Source organism: Lysinibacillus macroides (genome assembly GCF_001281525.1).
In the GTDB taxonomy this organism is placed as follows: domain Bacteria; phylum Bacillota; class Bacilli; order Bacillales_A; family Planococcaceae; genus Lysinibacillus; species Lysinibacillus macroides.
This window is the reverse complement of sequence record NZ_LGCI01000002.1, coordinates 110,987-130,540: the sequence shown is the minus strand read 5'-3', so window position 1 is coordinate 130,540 and position 19,554 is coordinate 110,987. Positions and strand designations below refer to the sequence as shown.

The window sequence follows — 19,554 nt, the reverse complement described above, 5'->3', positions numbered from 1 at the left end:
GAATAAAGGGGGATTAGTGGTGATAGGCAATTTTGGTAATAAGGAAAAGAGCATAGTGACTATTACTCACACAAACAGTATCAAGTATCTCTAATTTTAGTAAAGGAGAGAAATATGAAGAAATTTAATTTAGCAATTATTATATTGCTACTTGTATTTCAAACAATCTTATCCCCACTTTCAGTGCTTGCAGCAGAGGGTGATCCAATCCTGCCAGTAGAAAATACGGATACTGGGGATACAGGTAGCGATCCTGGTGATGAGGCTCAACCAACTAATGAAGCCGAACCAGCAGGAACAGAGACAGGAGATAGTTCTGAAACAGAGGCAACAGAACCATCGCCACCAATAGATGAAGAGGCAGGAAATGATTCTGAACCAGTTGTATCAGACGAAGAAGGTGCTACTGATACTGAAGAAGGTACAGATGCCGAAACAGATGAGATAGATGAGGTAACGCCTCCAGAGGAAGAAGAGCAGCTTGAGGATATCCCAGCTGATGTTCCAATGGCAATGCCGATGTCATTGGGGGCCCCGAGTGGTCTAATCCCAACGAGCTTAAAGGAATTTGAATTAACGATGAATGGCCAGAAAATAGATTCGAACTTTTCAGGGGAACTTCAGCAAGGTGTAAGAGGAAGAGCAGATTTTGAGTTTTCAGCTAATACGGAAATGTTTAGTGGAGCAGGCTCATATTTTACTTTCACATTACCAAATTCTATTTTACAGCTTGAGAATCAAAGTTTTGGTCAGGACGATGTACAAGGGAATGGTGTAAGATTTTCTTATAATTATAATGCTGGTTCGAGAGAAGTAACAGTAACGTTATTAGAAGATGCTGATACTGAAGGAATTGGTAGTGATATAATTTTTGGATTTGGGTTTGAATCGTTCTTTGATTTTAGCAGTGCAGGAACAGGTTTAGAACACGATATCTTGATCCCTGATCCAGGCTCAGGTTCATATACGGTTCCAGTTATATTCACACCAATCGTTTCTGGCGACCCAGTAACAAAAGCAGCTACAACAAATGTAGTAATTGATGCTAGCACAGGTGATCGCACGATTGAATGGGAAGCTTGGATTAATCGTGATGGTAAGGATTTAAATAATGCTAAGCTTATAGATCTAATGACATATAACACCCCTGAAGTATCTGGGGGGCATGAGCTTGTAGGCAATATTGAAATAACAGAGTATGAAATGGGATTAGATGGACCTACAAGTGCTATAGCAAGTAACTGGGATGAAATAGGTTTTAGCGATATTTCTTTAAGTGGTAGAAATGCTTATAAATTAAACTATACAACAAAAGTTAATCTTCCTATAGCAGAGCAAGTGGGCAGTAAAGTATTCCACAATCAAATTCTATTAACTGATGAGAATGGAACTGAACTAGCTAGATCAACAAAGCCTAATCGCCAAACAACGTATGGGCAGCCATTAGCCAAGAGCAAGGATGCAACAAAAGTAAATAATACCTATGAGTCAAATTGGATTATTGATTACAACTTTAATAGAGCTACAATTCCTCAAGCACAGGCTTGGGTGGAAGACCGTTTCCCCGCAGTAAACGGTGTACGTCATTTGATTGATAAGGGTTCCATCGAAGTGTACGAGGTGGAGGTAAATGAGTTAGGTCAATTTGTTAGCATGGGAGCAACCCCAGTATCCAACTATAATTTAGAGAACCCTCAAACAGGTGATGCGGAAGAAGGCTTTAGAATTGAATTCACTTCAAATGTCAATAAGGCTTATCGCATTATCTATAAGGCTGAGTATGAAAAGGACTTCTATGCGGAGCAAAATACAACACTTGACAATACAGTTGTAAGTGGCACAAGTACTTTACCATCAGTTTCACATCCCTTAAATGAAGAAATTTTAACGAAAGAAGCAACAGTTGACTTCGAAAAGAAAGTAATTACTTGGACGATTCAAGTAAAGGCAGATAATGAGGCTATTTCGAATTTATCATTAACCGATGTATTTGAATATGACGGTGCGGATGGCGAGCATACATTAGTTGAATGGGATACAAGTTCAGCCGTTACACCAACAAGCTCACTTGATGCAATTCGAATAGTATCTGGAATGACGGGCGGCACTAAATCACTAACAACAGATAATCAAACAGGCTTTACGATTACTGGTGGAAATATTACAAAAGGTACTACGGCTGTAATCAAATATAAAACGCATTTTAAAATTGAAGCGGATGGTTCGGTTGCTGCGAACGGATATGGAAATCAAGTTACAGCAAATTGGTCAACTAGTGAGCCAGAGTCATATACTTTAACAAAAGGCGATAAATATGAAGCGGACGCTACAGATCCTACAACTAAAAACGGTAATAAAAAACTAGAAAAATACGATTATGTGACTCAACGTTTTGATTGGGCAATCGTAATTAACACAAACAAGGTAGATATCAATGGAGCTCAATTAGTGGATACGATTGGGAAAGGTCATGAATTAGTAGGTGACATCACAATCCATGAGTATACATTAGCAGACCCTGATGACGATGATTCAGGTCAAATTGGCGCACAATTAACAAGTGGCTATACAATTGCTCCACCAAACGCAAATAATGAATTTACAATCACGTTTGATAATACATTTGGTAGCCCATACAAAACGTACATTGTTCGATACCAAACGAAAGATATAGATAATATTATTGGTATTGATGATGCTACTACGGCTAATCCAATGTATGAGAATAAAGCTGAATTTACAATACAGGGAAGAACAACAACCTTGGGTGAGCCAACATACCGTATACCAACTGGAAATCAACTGTTGACAAAGCAAATTCAAACGGTTGGTAGCAGTACTAATCCATACATGGAATGGACATTAGACGTAAATAAATCACTTTCTACCTTAGGTCAAACGAAGGTAAAAGATATTCCAGGAATGACGACAACTGATGACAATAAAGGTATTTATGTCATGGAAGGTTCGGTGAGATTAAGACCATATATAGTTGATTCGAATACTGGTATTACAAACGCAGCGAGCAGACCTTATAATAATGCAGTATGGCAAACGGTGGAGAATACACCTGGTGTTACAATTGATTATTTATCAACAGGTGGTTTTGAATTAACATTTGATAACTTGGATAAACAAGGCTATCAGGTAATTTACCGTACAATAGCAATTGGAGCACAAAATGATCGAGTGGATAATAATGCCACAATCGAGTTTGCAGGTTCAGATAGCCTTGCTGATAATCAAAAAGATAATGATAGTACAGGAAGAGGTTTGGCATATAGCTTCTCTGATGCACATTTCAGAGCTATAAAAGGAGACTTATCTTTCACAAAAGTTGCGGTTAATCCATTAACAGGTGAAAAAGAGCCATTACCAGGTGCTGTATTTGCATTAGTGAAAAAAATAGGCAACACAGATTATACAATTGCTACAGCGACATCCGATAATGATGGTCAATTTGAATTCAAAAATGTCAACTATGGGACATATATTGTGAAAGAAACAAGTGTGCCAGTGGATCATCGTCGTCATGGTACAGGGGAATTCCAAATTGTACTAAGTGCAAACAATGATGCAAATGCTAATGAATCATTGCGATATAACCACGAAGTGAAAAACTTTGTAACAAATTTTGATTCAACAGGTGCATGTGATAGATTTATGATTACTATAAAGGATCAAAATGGTAACGAGATTGAAAATAAAGTTATTAAATTACTAGATAGTAATGGTAATGAAGCATTAACAGGAACAACAGGTTCATCTGGAGAAATTATAGTGAAACGTTACGGGGAAATAGGCCCAGAGCCAGTATTGGAAGCTGGAGAATACACTGTGGTAGATGAAAATGATTTACCAATTGATGTAAATAATCCTACGATCATCGTGAAATATAGTAATGGTTGTGAAGTGGAAGTGCAGATACCAAATGCATGTCCAACAGTAACAGTCACAATCAACGATGATAATAGCAACCCACGTCCAAATGTAACAGTCACTTTAAAAGATTCAAGCAATGCTACAGTTGCTACAGAAACAACAGATAGTAATGGTAAATTCACTTTACCAACGACAACGCCTGCAGGGACGTATAAAGTGTACGAAGGCAATCAATATTTAGGTACAGTGACGATTGACTATACATCATCTACTGCACCTTGTGAAGCTGAACTAACAGTAGCAAGAGCATGTGAAATATTTACATTAACAATCAATGATGTAGATGGTAAACCACGTGCAAATGTAGCTATCGAGATTGTTGATAAACAAGATCCTAATACAAAATTCACTGGTACAACAAATGCAAGTGGAGTGGTAGTATTTGATAACCTTCCAGCTACAGGGCTTCCACCATTAGAGTACGAGGTATTTGAAGGTGGCAACAAGATTGATGAATTCACAGTTGATATTAACTGTGAGCACACAGTCCAACCAGCACCATCATGTCCAGTATTTGAGTTGACGATTAAAAATGAAGATGGTCCTTTAAAAGCTGGTACTAAGGTAGTCATTGAAAATAAAGATACACTTGATCGATTTGAAGCAACGGTTACTACAGATGGTAAAATTACATTTGTTACAAATGTAATTGGTCAATTGTATACAATTGACCCAGGTAACTATACAGTCGTTTCCTATGAAATTGAACCTGGAAGAATGGTGTCATTTGGGGAGGATTTCACAGTCACTTACACTACAGATTGTAAGGCTGAAGTGGAAAAACCTCGTGCGTGTACGGAATTCGAGATTACAGTAATTAGTCCAGATGGTGCAACACCGAAGGCAAATACAAAAGTAATTGTAGAAGATGAAAATGGCACTGAAACAGAGTATACAACAGATGCGGATGGTAAAATTACATTACCACCAACTCAAGAGCCAGGAACGGTAATTGTCTATGAAGTAAATCCAGACAATTCAAAAGGTAAGGAAATTGACAGAGTTAAAGTGACTTATGTAGATGGTTGTCAAGGAAAAGCAATTGAAAAATCTTGCCCAGACTTTAGATTAACAATAAATAATACAAATAACGATCCTGTCGGTGCGAATGTGAAAGTTACGATTAAGAACAAAGCAGGCGCAACGGTAGAAACAGGTGTTACGGATGCAAATGGTCAAATCCAATTTGTAGACAAAGCAAAATTAGAGCAGGGCGAAGAGTATGATGTTTATAATGAGTCTGACGTATTCTTAGGTAGCATTACAGTAAGCTACATTGATAATGTATGTGGAGCAGAGGTGCAGGTTCCAGCGAATGCTTGTCCGCAATTTACATTAACAATCCAAGATATCTATGGCAAGAACCGTCCAGGTGTAAACTTTACGATTAAAAATTTCAACAACAAAACGATTGCTACTGGCACAACAAATGAGCAAGGCGTTGGTATTATTCCTTATACGGTTGAACCAAATATGTACCGTGTGTATGAAGGAAATACCTTAATTAATATGATTCATGTAAGAGATTGTGCGGCAGTGGCTAAGCCTGATTATCCAAGTGGTGGTGGATGGTACCCACCTAACCCGAACAACCCAGATCCAAATCAGCCGGTGGATCCGAATAATCCAGATCCAAACAAACCAGTGGATCCGAATAATCCAGATCCAAACAAGCCGGTAGATCCGAATAATCCAGATCCAAACAAACCAGTGGATCCGAATAACCCAGATCCAAACAAGCCAGTGGATCCGAACAATCCAGATCCAAACAAGCCAGTGGATCCGAATAATCCAGATCCAAACAACCCGGCGGATCCGAATAACCCAGATCCAAACAACCCGGTGGATCCAAATAATCCAGATCCAAACAACCCGGCGGATCCGAATAACCCAGATCCAAACAACCCGGTGGATCCACATAATCCAGATCCAAACAACCCGGCGGATCCGAATAACCCAGATCCAAACAACCCGGTGGATCCACATAATCCAGATCCAAACAACCCGGCAGATCCGAATAACTCAGGTTCAAATAACTCAGTGAATTCAGCTAATCCAACACCAGGATCAAGCAATCCAACTGTTTCTGGTAATGGCAATGTGGCTGCACAGGATGTTATTAACCAAGGGAAGCAATTACCATCTTATAATCCATCTAATGCAACAAGAGATACATTAGAGGCTTATCAGAATTTCCTTAACAATTATAATAAGCTATCAAAAGAAGAGCAGGCTCTCGTAGCTCAAGCAATTGATATTGACCAAATCAAAGCGGATGCAAAACGCTTAGAAGCATTGCTAAGAGCACAGGGTAAATTACCACAAACAGATGGAGCCAACCAAACAGCTCTTGTCTTTGTTGGTCTACTGCTTGTAATTGGCGCAGTATTGTTAATGCGTCGTCGTCACACAGAGTCATAACATCAATGATAAAAAGCGCCTCCAATTTGGATGGCGCTTTTTATTATGGCTGAAAGATATCCTGTGCATTTTCTAAAGGGAAGCTTTGCACAAAGTTTGCTTGTATTGCTAGGCGTTTTGAACCTTTCTCTGCACAAGTAATCAGTGTTAGTAATGTTTGGTCAGGAATATCGTTAAGAATATAAATATCAGTCGCAGCAATTATTTTTTTGGTTGCTAATTGATACTCATAAACATCAGTCATATCTGTGACATAGATACGATCGCCTACCTGTGCTTTATAGAGAGGGCTAAATAGAATGTCTTTATTCTCGAAATAATGACCTGCCAGTGCGTAGTTCCCTTGCCCAAGCTGTTGATCAGGCTTCATTGTGCCAGCTCCAGCAGCCAGTACAGCATTGCCCACGCCCTTTAAAATAGGAAGCTGCATCTCTACGCTTGGTACGATAATACTACCTATTACAGGCATATTGCTCGCCTTGACCTGCGCTTGGAGTACTTCTGCGATGGACAGTGATTGTACATCGTCAAACTCAAAATCTGCCTGCGCTTCATTGTTTTTTTCAATAGCTGCTGCACTATAATCGATTGTGCTTAATCGATTACTCAAACGATCAATAATTGCATTTTGGATGGGATTAATAAAAATAAGTAATAGACCAATAATCAGTATTACCATAAGTAAGATTCGTTTAAAGAGCTTCAATCTATCGATCACATCCTGACATTGAAATAACAAATTGCCCTATAAAAAGGGGTAGAGTGCGATTGCTCTACCCATGCTTCTATTATTTATCGCTAAAACGCACGCCTGCAACGCCGTAATGGTTTTTAGACATTTCTTCGATAAAAACGACGATATTTTCTTCGGGTGCATTGACTGTACGAGAAACGGCTTCTGTTACCTCTTTTACAAGTGCACGTTTTTGTTCCTCTGTACGACCTTCAAGCATTTTCACTGTTACGTATGGCATAATGTTGCCTCCTTTAAAGAATAATGTTGTATAGTTAGTTTATAAGAAAGTATAAACTTCTTACTTGCATGTAGGCATTTCCGCTATCACTTTTTAGCGTTCATATGCTTTCCTTTATAATAGCAGAATGGAGGATATTTAAGTATGACAAATGAAGAAAAACCAAAACAAAAAATGGGCTTTACCATTATTAAAAATGATCCAACAGACGGACATAAGGGGTTTGGCATTGGCTCCCTTTCATTAGAGAACGTATCACCAGTGATCATTGATGTAGAGGAGGGAACAGCCTCTGTTGAAATTGGAGCAATGCATGCACGTAGTGATGTTGAACGCGGCATTAAATTTACAACAAATCGCGCTGATTCAGAGGGTGGTAAATCCTATTGGCTCGTATGGGTCACAATTGACCATAAAGAGGATGGGCCCTACTATGCAGGCGTCACAGCTTGTGAAATGGTTGTGAACCGTGAGAAACGCCGTGGCTATAAAATTTTAGCTGACCATGTCAATAAAATGGATAAATCAATGAAGCGTCATATTATCGTAGAACATATGGATGCACCGTCTAAAAAGGTGTTAGCTAGTTTTTTAAAGGAGCTTAATCCGGAGCTATGGGAGCGCAGTGCAGCGCAATTACGTCAAGACTTATTTGTCGAATAGTGACTTAATGATTGAACAATCTGTGACATTTTGCAATCGCTTTCGATATTAGGTTGAAAGTGGGTTTGAAACAAAGTACACTTGAAACAGAGCTTACATTTTAGTAAGCTAGGACACTTGGTATTGCGAATGTGATGAGCGCTATGCGGCATTTGAACAACCCAAACCCAAGCCAAATGCCCCATGATGCTCATACTTCGCGTACCATAAAAAGAAAAGCTTTCTGTTCCCACGGACACGTCTCCGGGGAAGAGAAAGCTTTTCTTATTTTTCGTCTATTTGTTACTTTGTCGAGAGTTTTCATCATATAGAACGTGTGACGATCAAAAAAGGTTTCCATTATTATTGTTTATTTTTTTCATCGTCTTTAAAAATCGAGAAGGGCAGCATATTCCAAAATTCACCCCATGTATTGCTATCAAGAATATCAAAGTTTGTGCATTTTTCAGTTGGTACATCTTTTTCCTCTAAATAGACAAGGCGTTGTTTAGGGCAAGCATCTGTTGCAAGTTTACCTGTTTCAATGTCAATGACAACACCTTTTACACCTTTAGGTTTTTTGAAATCTTCATTTTTTGTGCCCTTGTTCACAGTTTCCATAAAATCAATCCATATTTGCTTTGTTGCAGCAGTATCTTCTTTTGCTGTAAGGTTTTTGCCTTGATCATAACCATTCCAGACACCAGCAGTTAGCCTTGGTGTATAACCGACTAGCCATTGGTCACTGTTCGTAGAGCCTGATTTAGCTGCATATGTGTGTGTCATACGTGAGCGAATACTAATCCCTGTGGCAGGTGAATAATCACTGAAAACAGGATCGAAAATACCTGTCATCATTTCTGTTAAAATAAAGGCATTTTCTTTAGAAATAGCAGTTTTTTGGTTTTTCGTAATATCTTTATTTTCATAAATCATATCACCATGAGCATTTTTAATGGACACAATTGTTGTTGGAGTGGTTTGCTGTCCCTGTGATGCTAAAATATTATAGGCATTTGTCATTTCATATAAAGTGGTTTCAACCGTTCCTAATGCAATGGATAAATTATCTTTAGCACCAATCCCTATATTAAAACGATTAGCCATTTCATGAAATTCCTTAAAGCCAATATCCTCTAATGTTTTTACAGCATAAATATTATCAGAAATCGCAATGGCCTGTGCCATCGACATATCATGATCTGCAAATTGTCCATTAACGTTTTTAGGCGCATACGTTCCTCTGCCATTATCATACGTAAAGGTTGTTTCACCAACATCTAAAAACGTAAGTGGTGTATAGCCATTTTCTAAGGCGGCTGCGTATAAAATTGGCTTAATAGTAGAGCCTGGCTGACGTTTCGCCTGTGTAACTCGGTTAAAGGAGCTGACCGCATAATCACGACCACCAACTAAAGCAGTCACTGCGCCTGTTTTGGATTCCATACTGACGAACGCTGTCTGTAAATCATTCGCAGGCATATTTTTCGTAATGGCTTCTTCTGCTGCTTTTTGATGTGCCACATTGAGTGTTGTTTGGATCGTCCAGCCGCCCTCACTAATATCAAGGTTTTTGGATTTTAAAATTTCACTCGCCTCTTGCCAAGCTACGTCAAGGAAGTAAGGAGCAACCGACTTTGTTGCCACCCAGCTATCATTTTTCAAAACAAGCTGCTCATTTTTTGCACGTGCTTGTTCTTCCTGTGTAATGGCCCCTTGATCAGCCATTAGCTTTAAAATAACATGCTGGCGATTTGTTGCTTTTTCCAAATTAGCAATCGGTGAATAAATGCTTGGTCCTTTTGGTACGCCAGTTAACATTGCAGCCTCAGCCAGCGTTAAATCACTCGCTGATTTTCCAAAAAAGAATCGACTCGCAGCCTCTACGCCATACATGCCATGCCCATAATAAACCGTGTTTAAATAGCCCTCTAATATTTCATCTTTATCATAAAAGACTTCTAATCTATAAGCATACAGTGCTTCATTTAATTTACGTGTCCATGACTTTTCATGGGAAAGGTATAGATTTCGTGCATATTGCTGGGTAATTGTACTTGCGCCCTGTACTTTACTGCCAGCCTTAAGATCCACCAAAATAGCACCAGCAATTCGTGAATAATCAAAGCCATTATGCGTATAAAAATCTTTATCCTCAACAGCAACGACTGCTTCCTTTAGATAGGGTGACATTTCATCGAGACTAACCCAATAGCGTCGTTGATTGGTAAAGTGATCTCCGATTTGGTTCTCATTTTCATCTAAGAAAATGGAGGCTTTCGGTACGGTTAAAGGCGGCGCACCAGCCACTTGAACATAGATGCGTAGTGCGACAATGGCTACGATCATGGCAGATGCAAAGGCCACAAAAAAAGTAAGGGTTTTACGTGTACGCTTTACACGCTTTTGCTTGCGATGATAGCTTTTTCGTTTCATCCGACTTCACCTCGTTTTCTTACAACTTCAAACTTAGCGTTAGTATGTGTCTGAACATTTATCTTTAATCGAAATTTTGGCTAAAAACTATTGCACTTTATACAAAAACATCTATACTTTTTTTGTACTACTTGAAATACTAGCATTCGACATCACCAGCATACTTTGTAGATTTTAATCGAAATTTGTTAGATGTTCCAATAATGTATACGAGGATAAAAGGATACAGGTTTCATTACAATCCTGTAAGCCATAATAGAAGAAATGAAAAACATGATTTTAACGATAATGGAGGCATACTAATGAGATTTGATGAAGCATATTCAGGAAATGTTTTTATAAAAAGTCATCCTACCTATGAGGATGCACAGGCAGTTATTTATGGCATGCCAATGGATTGGACTGTAAGCTATCGTCCAGGGTCACGCTTTGGTCCACAGCGTATTCGTGAAGTATCGATTGGTCTCGAAGAATACAGTCCATATTTAGACCGGGAGCTTGAGGAAGTAAAGTATTTTGATGCAGGCGATATTCCACTGCCATTTGGTAATGCACAGCGTTCATTAGATGAAATTGAAAAATTTATTGAGCAATTATTAGCAGATGGCAAAATCCCTGTTGGCATGGGCGGGGAGCATTTAGTGTCATGGCCTGTTATGAAGGCTGTCTCCGCTAAGTATGATGATTTAGCCATTATTCATTTTGATGCACATACAGATTTACGTGTGGAATATGAGGGTGAGCCACTTTCACATTCAACGCCAATTCGTAAAATTGCTGAACATATTGGACCAAAAAATGTTTATTCATTCGGTATTCGTTCAGGCATGAAAGAAGAATTCGAATGGGCGAAGGAAAATGGCATGCATATTTCAAAATTCGAAGTGTTAGAGCCATTAAAAGAAGTGCTACCATCATTGGCTGGACGCAATGTCTATGTAACTATTGATATTGACGTGCTAGATCCAGCCCATGCACCAGGCACGGGCACAGTAGATTGCGGGGGCATTACATCAAAAGAGCTACTAGCTTCAATTCACGCTATTGCAGCAAGTGGTGTAAACGTTGTAGGCTTTGACCTAGTAGAAGTAGCACCCATCTATGACTCCTCCGAAATGACAGCAAACACAGCAAGTAAATTGTTAAGAGAAATGATTTTAGGCTGGGTAAAATAAAATATTTTATAGTGTGAGGCTAAAATAGGTTTTCGTAATGGACGAGACCGATTTTAGCCTCATTGCTTTTAAGATTCAGAAATAATAGCAACTTTAGTCTATAAATTTATTGACAGAGATAGGGAAATGTCGATATATTATGGGTAACATATGTTACCTATTAGAGGAGGAAAAAATCATTTGGCACCAAAAGAACGTTTTACAGAGGAAATTTTATTAGATTGTGCCTTTGAAATGGTTAAAAAGAATGGGATTGATAGTGTTAATGCAAGGGATTTAGCAAAAGAGCTGGGCTGTTCGACAAAGCCTATATTCCGAGTATTCGCGAGTATGGATGATTTAAAGTATGCAATCTATGAAAGGGCTAGCAAACTTTATAATGAAAGAATGTTTCAGGGCTTACATGAAAGTTCTTTTTTAGGAATGGGGTTGGCTTATATTAACTTTGCACGCGAAGAAAAGAAGCTATTTGAGCTATTATTTCTATCCAATAAATATAAAATCTCCAGCTTTTCAGATTTACTCAATGACGTAGAAAATCAAGGGATTATAGCAATAATTTCTAAATTAACAGGATTAACTCAAACTTCTGCTAAAACTCTATTTATAGATATATGGCTAACTACACACGGTATTGCAACAATGTGTGCGACGAATACTTGTGATTTAGATAGTTCGGAAATTGAGAGCATTTTAAAAGACGTTTTTGAAGGCGTTAAACAAAAACTACTGAATGGAGAAAATAAATGAAAATAAAAAATTCACCTATTTTTTTATCTATACTATTTACTATACTTGCTCTTGTTTTTCCTACAATAGCTGGTGCAATAATAGCTATCAAAAGTATAAGTAGCTTAAGCACAATCTATTTGATTCAATTTGCAGCTTTTACATGTGGTATTCTAATTACTCTCTGGATTATGAAAAAAAGCAAATTTTCTTTACAAGACTTCGGTTTTAGAAAGTTTAAAGCAGAGACATGGCTGGTCGTTATCGTTGTTTTTGAGTTGATTGCTTTCTTTAATGGTATTACAATAAAAGATGGCTTTTCTGTACTTACTTTGCTTCTATTAGTTATTGCCGTTGGTATTTGTGAAGAGCTTATTTTCCGAGGCCTAGTTTTCAAATATTTATCAGCAAAAGGGCTTAAAGTGGCTATTTTAGGCTCCTCAATTTTGTTTGGTTTTGGACATCTTGCAAATTTACTTTCCGGTGCTAATTTTTTTATGACATTATTACAAATAGCTTTTGCATTCCTCTTTGGGTTAGTTTGTGCAGAAATTGTCGCAAAGACAAAAAGTATTATTTTCCCGATTATTTGGCACGCTTCGCATGATTTTATTGCATTCTTGACTGATAGTGAGCCGAATGTTCTCTCTGTTTCTATGTATGTCTTGCATTGTTTATTGTTAATTGGTCTCGCAATTTATTTCTGGCGAGCATTGTTTCCTAAGAAAGAAACAACAGAATTGATGAAATTAAACAATGAAAAACCTGAGATTGGTGTTTAACAAAAAAGAAGGAAGACACCTTAGATTTTTATTACGAATAACATCAAAGGCGTTTACTCATTCATTTGAGCAGATGCTTTTTTTAGTTCTCATTTAAAGATAAACTAACTTATGTTTTACAGCATGAATTGAATTGCAATATATAGGTAATTTGTGGAGATGGAAATATTACTTGGGTACACTTGACTTCTATCTTGAAAAAATATCAGTATTCATCCTATAATAAAAAGGTTATAGTAAAAGACTAAAAAGGGGCATCCGTTATGGCGAACGAAGTAAGATCGCATGTGAACATAAAGCTCATTTCTACCATTCGTCCAAGTGATGGGGAGTCCGAAAGTTATGAAATGTGGCTCAAAGGGCAGCTACTTGAAAAAGCAGGAAGCATGTATTTGAAATATGAAGAGGTGCAGGAGGATAAAACCATCCGCACAACGATGAAACTAGGTCATGAGCGGGCGCTAATTATGCGTGCTGGCGCCGTGAATATGAGGCTACCACTTAATATCATTGAACAACAAATAGGGCATTATGAAAGTGAGTTTGGCTCAATGCCACTTGTTATTGATACAAAGAAAATGACATTTGCAAAACAAGCAGTAAGCGGAGATTTCCATGTACAGTACGATTTACTAATGGGTGGGCAATCCGTTGGCAATTATACATTAGACATTACATTTACGGAGGTACAATGATGAATGCAGTAGAACAAGTACAACAGGCTATTAAAGCAGCGATTGCGCAGGCTGTTGAAAAAGCAGGCTTAGTTGAAGCTGGCACAGAATTAACGATTCACCTAGAAACACCAAAGGATAAAGCAAACGGGGATTATGCAACAAATATTGCTATGCAATTAACGAAGCTAGCGAAAAAATCACCTCGTGCCATTGCAGAGGCTATTTTAGAAAATATCGAGACAGCAGGCACAGATATTGAAAAGATTGATATTGCTGGTCCTGGCTTTATGAATATCACGGTGCGTAAAGATTTTCTAACAGAAGTGGTGTCGCAAGTCCTTGAACAAGGTGCAGATTATGGTCGTTCAAACGCTGGTGCAGGTGAAAAAATTCAAGTGGAATTTGTATCTGCTAATCCAACAGGGGATCTTCACCTAGGGCATGCGCGCGGAGCATCTGTTGGTGATTCTTTATGTAATGTATTAGATATGGCTGGCTATGATGTTTCTCGTGAGTATTATATAAACGATGCAGGGAATCAGATTAATAACTTAGCGTATTCATTAGAAGCACGTTATAAACAGGCTCTAGGGTTGGATGCTAAGATGCCAGAGGATGGCTATCATGGAACGGATATTATTGAAATTGCAGGTAAATTAGCGAAAGAGCATGGTGATACAATTTTATCAAAGTCAGAGGAAGAACGATTTGCATTCTTCCGTCAGCACGGTTTAGCATTAGAATTAGCTAAATTAAAAACAGACCTTGCAAACTTCCGCGTGAATTTTGATGTCTGGTATTCTGAAACGTCTCTATACGAAAACGGTAAAATCGAAGTAGCGTTAGATAAGCTAAAAGCAAATGGTCATGTATTTGAAGAGGACGGTGCGACATGGTTCCGTTCAACAACATTTGGGGATGATAAAGATCGTGTGTTAATTAAAAATGATGGGTCATTCACCTATTTAACGCCAGATATTGCTTACCACGAAGACAAAATTGTCCGTGGCTTCGATAAATTAATTAATATATGGGGAGCCGACCATCACGGCTATATTTCACGTATGAAGGCAGCGATTCAAGCACTTGGCTATGATCGTGATACGTTAGAAGTAGAAGTGATTCAAATGGTTCAGCTTTATAAAAACGGTGAAAAATTCAAGATGTCTAAACGTACAGGAAACGCTGTAACAATGCGTGAACTTGTAGAAGAGGTTGGCCTGGACGCAGTACGTTACTTCTTCGTAAAAACAGCTGGGGATTCTCATATGGACTTTGACCTTGACCTTGCTGTATCACAATCTAACGAAAACCCTGTGTACTATGCACAATATGCGCATGCACGTATTTCATCTATTTTACGCTCAGCAAGTGAACAAGGCTTTGCTGTTTCCACAGTACATCTAAATCTGTTAACAGCAGAGAAGGAAATCGATTTATTGAAAAAAATAGGTGACTTCCCGAAAGTAGTAGCGGAAGCAGCGAAACACCGTACACCACACCGTATTGCCAACTATATTCAAGAAACAGCAGCCGCTTTCCATAGCTTTTATAATGCGGTAAAAGTATTAGATGCTTCAAACAAAGAGTTAACAGAGGCTCGCTTAGCATTAATTACGGCTGTACGCACAACAATTGCCAATGCACTACACTTAATCGGTGTATCGGCACCTGAAAAAATGTAATAGCTATTTTAGCTCCTAACAATTTAGACCTGTTAGGAGCTTTTTATATGGATAAAATGCTGAAAGTAAATGGCTGGCAGAGCAGGTGTGGATATTCCTGCTAAAGTGACGGATAGAATTGGAAAAGTAGCGGATAGAGCCCCGAAAGCAGTGGATGGCAGAGCAAAGTGCGGATAGTCCTGCCAAAGGGGCAGATAGAATCATGAAAATAGCGAATAGAACCGCAAAAATGGAGGATAGCACCACAAAAGTAAGCATTAGCACTTAATATACTCGCTGCTTCATAATTATATTTTTCTCGAAATATCAAAAATGTTGTTGAAGTTTACGTTAACGTCAATGATATACTGTTGCCAACAAGAAAGGGAGAGATGGTAGTGAAGACGATTCAGGAGGTAGCCAAGGAATTTAATGTGTCAGCTCGTACACTACGTTATTATGAGGAACTTGGACTGCTTTGTCCTCAACGTTCATCGACAAATCAACGAACCTTTTCCAAAAAAGAATTAGCGAAGCTCAAGCTTATTTTCCGAGGCAAGCGTTACGGGTTTTCCTTGGAGGAAATCAAAGAAATGGTCTTGCTATTTGATTTTGACCGCTCAGGTATTCAGCAATTAGAGCGAACCGTTGAATATGGTGAGCAAAAAATCCAAGAGATTGATAGCAAAATAGCTGAACTGATGCAAATGAAGGATGAATTGCAGCAATTGCATAGCATATTTAGTGAAAAATTAGCGACTTTAAAGGGAGAGATGCATGATGAATAGTTCCAATCTATTAGCACGTAATGCCCGTAAGTATCCGCAACATGAAGCTGTTATTTGCCGTGGTAGAAGGGTGACATATCGTGATTTAGATGAGCAAGTGACCCGTTTTAGCCATGCTTTAGTTGGGCAGGGAGTAAAGCAGGGTGATAAGGTTATTATTTTTATGCCAAATGTTGCCGAGTTTGTGGTTAGTTATTTTGCGATTCAGCGTATTGGTGCTATCGTTGTTCCAGTTAATGCGAAATTTACCTTGCAGGAGGTTCAATATGTTGCACAGCATGCTGAAGCGACAGCGATTATCGTTCATGAAGCTATCTTTGCGGCAGTTGAGCAAATAACTGTACCATTAAAAATTAAAACTGGGCAGGAGCAGGTTGGTTGGCTTCAATATGACATAATGCTTCAAAATGCCAGCACCCAAACAATTGATTGCCAGCTTCATGAGGATGATGCATCGACTATTTTATATACATCTGGTACAACGGGTAAACCAAAGGGTGTGCTATTTAGCTACCGCAATATTTTAACGGTGGCACAAATGATTGCTGTGGAAATGGAGGTAAAGCCTGAAAGCCGTATTTTGCTGATGATGCCATTAACGCATTCCGCACCGCTGCATTTATTTTTAATGGCAGGTGTATTTGTAGGCTCAACAAGTGTCTTAACGCCAACGTTTACACCAGACCTATTGATTGACTCCATTGAGCAGGAAAGAACGACTCACTTCTTTGGAGCACCTGTTGCCTATTTATTAACAGCACAAATGCCACGATTACAAACGGCTGATTTATCATCGATGAAATGGTGGGTATATGGTGGAGCGCCATTATCTCAAAATGAAATTCGCTTTATTCAGCAGGCTTTCCGAACAGAGCAATTAACATGTGTCTATGGTTTAACAGAGGCAGGTCCAAGCGGTTCATTATTGTTTGGTGAAGAGCATGCAACAAAGGCAGGTAGTATTGGGCAACGAGCGCCACTTGGTACAGAGCTACGAATTATCAATGATCAAGGTGAGGATGTAGGTATTGATGAGGTAGGAGAAATCGTCCTGTTTGGCGAGGGCAATATGCTTGGCTATTACAAGGATGAAATCGCCACAAATGCAGCATTTATAAATGGGTGGCTAAAGACGGGAGATTTAGCACGTATGGATGAAGATGGTTTTATCTGGATTGTGGACCGTAAAAAGGACGTCATTATTTCGGGTGGCGTCAATATCTATCCAAAGGAAATTGAGGATTGCCTATTAAGCTATGAAGGAATATTTGAGGTGGCTGTTATTGGTGTACCGCACCCACAATGGGGAGAAACGGTGAAGGCTGTTTATGCTACAAAGCAGGATATTGAAGAAAACGCTTTAAAAGCCTATTTAGAGGGGTATCTTGCAAAATATAAAGTTCCACGTATTTTTGAAAAAGTGGAAGCGCTACCACGGAATGCATCAGGTAAAATTTTAAAACAATCCTTAAAGGAGCAAGAGGTGAGATAGCATGAAGGTATTACAGCAGGAAGCCAGACGTACAACAAACTTTTTTACAGAGGATGATACACTGCACAAAGTATTAGAGATGATGTTAGATCAAGAGCTTTTAACATATGCACAGCATGAGCTTACAGATTTTGGAGAATTATGTGCGGGTGATATTGATGTGCGGGCAAAGCATACCGATCGACAGGGTGAGCCCAAGCTGCAAAGATATAATGCCTATGGTGAAGAAGTATCCGAAGTTTGGGTCAATGATGGCTATAAAAAAACGATTGAGGAAACGTATAATACAGGTATTGTTGGCTATGTGCATAAAGATATCCCACAGCTAGGTCGCAAGGGGAATTATGTTTATAGCTTTGCACAGGGCTATTTACTCTCACATGCAGAGCCTGGCTTCTATTGTCCCGTTACATTAACAATGGCTACAGCCTATCTGTTAGATCATTATGCGGATGAGGAGGTAAAGCAGCGCTTCTTACCACATGTTTGTGCAACAGGTAATACTGAACTTTACGAAGGCGCAACATTTTTAACAGAGCGTCAGGGAGGCTCAGATGTTGGGGCAAATATTGTAGAGGCAAGAAAAGATGGAGATGAGTATCGTCTTTATGGTGAAAAATATTTCGCCTCTAACGCAGGTATGTGTGGAGTTGCCATGGTGCTAGCACGTATAGAGGGGGCACCGGCAGGCTCTAAAGGCTTAACATTATTTGCAGTGCCATGGCGACAGAAGGATGGCAGCGTTAATCATCTTCGCATTCGGCGCTTAAAGGATAAATTAGGTGTTCGAGCTGTTCCATCAGGTGAGGTGGAGTTTGAGGGGGCGCTTGCCTATGTAGTAGGGGAGCAAAATAAAGGAATTTATTATATGCTGGAGGCACTGAATTTATCGAGAATTTGTAATGCGGTTGCATCGCTTGGTATTATGCGCCGTGGCTATTTAGAGGCAAAGCATTATGTAACAAATCGTTATGCATTCGGTAAGCCGCTAACCCACTATCCGATGATTCAGGATACACTAGGTAAATTTGCAGCGAAGCTACATGTTGAAGTAGCGACTGTATTTGATCTCATACAACTATACGATAAAGTAACAAGTGGGCAGGGAACAGAGCAGGATATAATTATGAATCGCTTATATATTGCCATTATGAAAAAGGAAACAGCAGAACAAGCCGTTCACTATGCAAGCGAGGCCATTGAATTGCATGGCGGAAATGGCTATATTGAAGACTTCGTGACACCTCGTTTACTAAGAGATGCACAGGTGCTAACGGTTTGGGAGGGCACAGCAAATATTCTTGCCTTGGAGTTAATTCGTTTAGTGGATAAATACCATGTACATCAATTATTTGTGCAGAAAATGGAGGAACGATTAGCAGCACTGATAGATAGCCCGTTAGTGAAAATCGTCAAAGAGCAATTAGCGTTATTAGCTGACATATTGCAGCGATTTAGCATCCTAGATGACGCAACCAAAACGTTTGAAGCAAAAGACATGGCGAAAAAAATGGCGCAGCTTTATGAAAGCGTCGTAGCTGTGGAATGGGCACAAAAATTTGGTAGCAAATATGAAAAACTAGCAGATATATATTTAGAGCAAACTTGGTCATTACGACAAATGGGTGCAGAGATGAAGACAGTACGATATTTTTCTGAAATTGTCTAATAACGTAAAGTCGTCTTCTCCACTATAGAAAAAAGGCATCGAGCTTAAATTTTTCGATGCCTTTGTCATTTTTTAATTCAATTAAACATATTTGCCGTGTACAAATGCTATATGAAGCTATTCATTATCCATATACGTACACTGAGTTGCCTTGAGATGGAGG

Annotated in this window: 13 protein-coding genes; 10 read left to right on the top strand and 3 right to left on the bottom strand. The window is 38.9% G+C overall.

The genetic code is table 11. The features are described from left to right. The first annotated feature begins 114 nt into the window (after positions 1-114). Positions 115-6,363, top strand: a complete 6,249-nt coding sequence (locus ADM90_RS00755) for an LPXTG cell wall anchor domain-containing protein (RefSeq protein ID WP_053993167.1) — start codon at positions 115-117, stop codon at positions 6,361-6,363. Positions 6,364-6,406: 43 nt separating this feature from the next. Here ADM90_RS00755 and ADM90_RS00750 read toward each other — a convergent pair whose 3' ends face one another. After that, entirely contained in the window at positions 6,407-7,069 is a 663-nt protein-coding gene (locus ADM90_RS00750; protein ID WP_152927952.1) for a class A sortase, read from the bottom strand. A gap of 82 nt (positions 7,070-7,151) precedes the next feature. Then, complete coding sequence (locus ADM90_RS00745) at positions 7,152-7,337, bottom strand: 2-hydroxymuconate tautomerase (RefSeq protein WP_053993166.1); 186 nt, start codon at positions 7,335-7,337, stop codon at positions 7,152-7,154. Between the two features lie 144 nt (positions 7,338-7,481). Between ADM90_RS00745 and ADM90_RS00740 the strand changes: the two genes are divergently transcribed. After that, positions 7,482-8,000, top strand: a complete 519-nt coding sequence (locus ADM90_RS00740) for a YwhD family protein (RefSeq protein WP_053993165.1) — start codon at positions 7,482-7,484, stop codon at positions 7,998-8,000. A 342-nt stretch (positions 8,001-8,342) separates the two neighbouring features. On the opposite strand, the gene ADM90_RS00735 is transcribed toward ADM90_RS00740, so the two are convergent. Beyond that, on the bottom strand, positions 8,343-10,415 hold the full coding sequence (locus ADM90_RS00735) for a transglycosylase domain-containing protein (RefSeq protein ID WP_053993164.1): 2,073 nt from the start codon (positions 10,413-10,415) through the stop codon (positions 8,343-8,345). A 302-nt stretch (positions 10,416-10,717) separates the two neighbouring features. Here ADM90_RS00735 and speB point away from each other — a divergent pair, with 302 nt between their 5' ends. From speB to ADM90_RS00695, 8 genes are all read left to right on the top strand, one after another. After that, positions 10,718-11,590, top strand: a complete 873-nt coding sequence (gene speB, locus ADM90_RS00730) for an agmatinase (RefSeq protein ID WP_053993163.1) — start codon at positions 10,718-10,720, stop codon at positions 11,588-11,590. A gap of 180 nt (positions 11,591-11,770) precedes the next feature. Continuing rightward, positions 11,771-12,340 (top strand): TetR/AcrR family transcriptional regulator, encoded by a 570-nt coding sequence (locus ADM90_RS00725; protein ID WP_053993162.1) that lies wholly within the window; start codon positions 11,771-11,773, stop codon positions 12,338-12,340. Beyond that, the gene (locus ADM90_RS00720) at positions 12,337-13,101 is read left to right on the top strand and encodes a CPBP family intramembrane glutamic endopeptidase (RefSeq protein ID WP_053993161.1); all 765 of its coding nucleotides are present in this window, start codon (positions 12,337-12,339) and stop codon (positions 13,099-13,101) included. Before ADM90_RS00725 ends, ADM90_RS00720 begins: the two co-directional genes overlap by 4 nt. 263 nt (positions 13,102-13,364) lie before the next feature. Next, positions 13,365-13,796 carry a YwiB family protein gene (locus ADM90_RS00715; RefSeq protein WP_053993160.1) on the top strand — a complete coding sequence of 144 codons (432 nt, stop codon included), beginning with the start codon at positions 13,365-13,367 and terminating at the stop codon, positions 13,794-13,796. Beyond that, positions 13,796-15,463, top strand: coding sequence for an arginine--tRNA ligase (gene argS, locus ADM90_RS00710; RefSeq protein WP_053993159.1), 1,668 nt, complete (start codon positions 13,796-13,798; stop codon positions 15,461-15,463). The genes ADM90_RS00715 and argS overlap by 1 nt, the downstream gene beginning before the upstream one ends. Before the next feature lie 377 nt (positions 15,464-15,840). Next, positions 15,841-16,230 (top strand): MerR family transcriptional regulator, encoded by a 390-nt coding sequence (locus ADM90_RS00705; RefSeq protein WP_053993158.1) that lies wholly within the window; start codon positions 15,841-15,843, stop codon positions 16,228-16,230. Further along, positions 16,223-17,722 carry a class I adenylate-forming enzyme family protein gene (locus ADM90_RS00700; protein ID WP_053993157.1) on the top strand — a complete coding sequence of 500 codons (1,500 nt, stop codon included), beginning with the start codon at positions 16,223-16,225 and terminating at the stop codon, positions 17,720-17,722. Before ADM90_RS00705 ends, ADM90_RS00700 begins: the two co-directional genes overlap by 8 nt. 1 nt (position 17,723) lies before the next feature. Further along, positions 17,724-19,391: an acyl-CoA dehydrogenase family protein gene (locus ADM90_RS00695; protein WP_053993156.1), complete on the top strand. Its 1,668-nt coding sequence runs from the start codon at positions 17,724-17,726 to the stop codon at positions 19,389-19,391. The last annotated feature ends 163 nt before the right edge of the window (positions 19,392-19,554 follow it).